Origin of the sequence: Pseudomonas sp. GM50, assembly GCF_000282375.1 — a bacterium.
In the GTDB taxonomy this organism is placed as follows: domain Bacteria; phylum Pseudomonadota; class Gammaproteobacteria; order Pseudomonadales; family Pseudomonadaceae; genus Aquipseudomonas.
This window is the reverse complement of sequence record NZ_AKJK01000094.1, coordinates 1-3,587: the sequence shown is the minus strand read 5'-3', so window position 1 is coordinate 3,587 and position 3,587 is coordinate 1. Positions and strand designations below refer to the sequence as shown.

Below are 3,587 nucleotides of genomic sequence, written 5' to 3'. Positions count from 1 at the left end.
AAAACAAAACCCCTACCTGCATACGCAGATAGGGGTTTCGGAATTTAATCTTGACGATGACCTACTCTCACATGGGGAAACCCCACACTACCATCGGCGATGCATCGTTTCACTGCTGAGTTCGGGATGGGATCAGGTGGTTCCAATGCTCTATGGTCGTCAAGAAATTCGGTAGCCAGGTCGTTGGCCCTTGCGGGATCACGCTCCAGCGAATGGGTATGTGATAGATCTGGTGTTTCGTGAGTGTCACAAACTTTCGGTTCGTTTCGTCTTCACACACCGCAATCTGGTGCCCCTTTTCATTTATAAAGAAGGGTCAGCAAATTGCTTGGGTGTTATATGGTCAAGCCTCACGGGCAATTAGTATTGGTTAGCTCAACGCCTCACAGCGCTTACACACCCAACCTATCAACGTCGTAGTCTTCGACGGCCCTTCAGGGGACTCAAGGTCCCAGTGAGATCTCATCTTGAGGCTAGTTTCCCGCTTAGATGCTTTCAGCGGTTATCTATTCCGAACATAGCTACCCGGCAATGCCACTGGCGTGACAACCGGAACACCAGAGGTTCGTCCACTCCGGTCCTCTCGTACTAGGAGCAGCCCCTCTCAAATCTCAAACGTCCACGGCAGATAGGGACCGAACTGTCTCACGACGTTCTAAACCCAGCTCGCGTACCACTTTAAATGGCGAACAGCCATACCCTTGGGACCGGCTTCAGCCCCAGGATGTGATGAGCCGACATCGAGGTGCCAAACACCGCCGTCGATATGAACTCTTGGGCGGTATCAGCCTGTTATCCCCGGAGTACCTTTTATCCGTTGAGCGATGGCCCTTCCATACAGAACCACCGGATCACTAAGACCTACTTTCGTACCTGCTCGACGTGTCTGTCTCGCAGTCAAGCGCGCTTTTGCCTTTATACTCTACGACCGATTTCCGACCGGTCTGAGCGCACCTTCGTACTCCTCCGTTACTCTTTAGGAGGAGACCGCCCCAGTCAAACTACCCACCATACACTGTCCTCGATCCGGATAACGGACCTGAGTTAGAACCTCAAAGTTGCCAGGGTGGTATTTCAAGGTTGGCTCCACGCGAACTGGCGTCCACGCTTCAAAGCCTCCCACCTATCCTACACAAGCAAATTCAAAGTCCAGTGCAAAGCTATAGTAAAGGTTCACGGGGTCTTTCCGTCTAGCCGCGGATACACTGCATCTTCACAGCGATTTCAATTTCACTGAGTCTCGGGTGGAGACAGCGCCGCCATCGTTACGCCATTCGTGCAGGTCGGAACTTACCCGACAAGGAATTTCGCTACCTTAGGACCGTTATAGTTACGGCCGCCGTTTACCGGGGCTTCGATCAAGAGCTTCGCGTTAGCTAACCCCATCAATTAACCTTCCGGCACCGGGCAGGCGTCACACCCTATACGTCCACTTTCGTGTTTGCAGAGTGCTGTGTTTTTAATAAACAGTCGCAGCGGCCTGGTATCTTCGACCGGCGTGGGCTTACGCAGTAAATGCTTCACCCTCACCGGCGCACCTTCTCCCGAAGTTACGGTGCCATTTTGCCTAGTTCCTTCACCCGAGTTCTCTCAAGCGCCTTGGTATTCTCTACCCAACCACCTGTGTCGGTTTGGGGTACGGTTCCTGGTTACCTGAAGCTTAGAAGCTTTTCTTGGAAGCATGGCATCAACCACTTCGTCACCCAAAGGGTAACTCGTCATCAGCTCTCGGCCTTAGAATCCCGGATTTACCTAAGATTCCAGCCTACCACCTTAAACTTGGACAACCAACGCCAAGCTGGCCTAGCCTTCTCCGTCCCTCCATCGCAATAACCAGAAGTACAGGAATATTAACCTGTTTTCCATCGACTACGCTTTTCAGCCTCGCCTTAGGGACCGACTAACCCTGCGTCGATTAACGTTGCGCAGGAAACCTTGGTCTTTCGGCGTGGGTGTTTTTCACACCCATTGTCGTTACTCATGTCAGCATTCGCACTTCTGATACCTCCAGCAAGCTTCTCAACTCACCTTCACAGGCTTACAGAACGCTCCTCTACCGCATCACCTAAGTGATACCCGTAGCTTCGGTGTATGGTTTGAGCCCCGTTACATCTTCCGCGCAGGCCGACTCGACTAGTGAGCTATTACGCTTTCTTTAAAGGGTGGCTGCTTCTAAGCCAACCTCCTAGCTGTCTAAGCCTTCCCACATCGTTTCCCACTTAACCATAACTTTGGGACCTTAGCTGACGGTCTGGGTTGTTTCCCTTTTCACGACGGACGTTAGCACCCGCCGTGTGTCTCCCATGCTCGGCACTTGTAGGTATTCGGAGTTTGCATCGGTTTGGTAAGTCGGGATGACCCCCTAGCCGAAACAGTGCTCTACCCCCTACAGTGATACATGAGGCGCTACCTAAATAGCTTTCGAGGAGAACCAGCTATCTCCGAGCTTGATTAGCCTTTCACTCCGATCCACAGGTCATCCGCTAACTTTTCAACGGTAGTCGGTTCGGTCCTCCAGTTAGTGTTACCCAACCTTCAACCTGCCCATGGATAGATCGCCCGGTTTCGGGTCTATTCCCAGCGACTAGACGCCCTATTAAGACTCGCTTTCGCTACGCCTCCCCTATTCGGTTAAGCTCGCCACTGAAAATAAGTCGCTGACCCATTATACAAAAGGTACGCAGTCACCCAACAAAGTGGGCTCCCACTGCTTGTACGCATACGGTTTCAGGATCTATTTCACTCCCCTCTCCGGGGTTCTTTTCGCCTTTCCCTCACGGTACTAGTTCACTATCGGTCAGTCAGTAGTATTTAGCCTTGGAGGATGGTCCCCCCATATTCAGACAAAGTTTCTCGTGCTCCGTCCTACTCGATTTCATGACCAAGAGATTTTCGCGTACAGGGCTATCACCCACTATGGCCGCACTTTCCAGAGCGTTCCGCTAATCTCAAAGCCACTTAAGGGCTAGTCCCCGTTCGCTCGCCACTACTAAGGGAATCTCGGTTGATTTCTTTTCCTCAGGGTACTTAGATGTTTCAGTTCCCCTGGTTCGCTTCTTAAGCCTATGTATTCAGCTTAAGATACCTAACTTATGTTAGGTGGGTTCCCCCATTCAGACATCTCCGGATCAAAGTCTGTTTGCCGACTCCCCGAAGCTTTTCGCAGGCTACCACGTCTTTCATCGCCTCTGACTGCCAAGGCATCCACCGTATGCGCTTCTTCACTTGACCATATAACCCCAAGCAATCTGGTTATACTGTGAAGACGACATTCGCCGAAAATTCGCGATTAAACTCACAAATTTTACCTTAGCCTGAACAACACCAGTGAAAGTGTTATCCAGTCTATCTTTCTATCACATACCCAAATTTTTAAAGAACGATCTAATCAAAGACTAGAAATCAACATTCATCACCATCTTGGTGGAATGCTCATTTCTAAGCTTTCAACAAACAGAAGCAGTAGTGGTGGAGCCAAACGGGATCGAACCGTTGACCTCCTGCGTGCAAGGCAGGCGCTCTCCCAGCTGAGCTATGGCCCCGTATTTCTACAGGCGTTTCCCACACAAAATTGGTGGGTCTGGGCA

1 tRNA gene and 2 rRNA genes are annotated in these 3,587 nt (G+C 51.0%); all 3 read right to left on the bottom strand.

Going from position 1 to position 3,587, the window contains the following annotated elements:
* Positions 1–48 precede the first annotated feature (48 nt).
* A 5S ribosomal RNA gene (gene rrf, locus PMI30_RS07950) occupies positions 49–164 on the bottom strand.
* A 175-nt stretch (positions 165–339) separates the two neighbouring features.
* Positions 340–3,231 (bottom strand): 23S ribosomal RNA (locus PMI30_RS07955).
* 235 nt (positions 3,232–3,466) lie between these two features.
* Positions 3,467–3,542, bottom strand: a tRNA-Ala gene (locus PMI30_RS07960).
* Positions 3,543–3,587 lie beyond the last annotated feature (45 nt).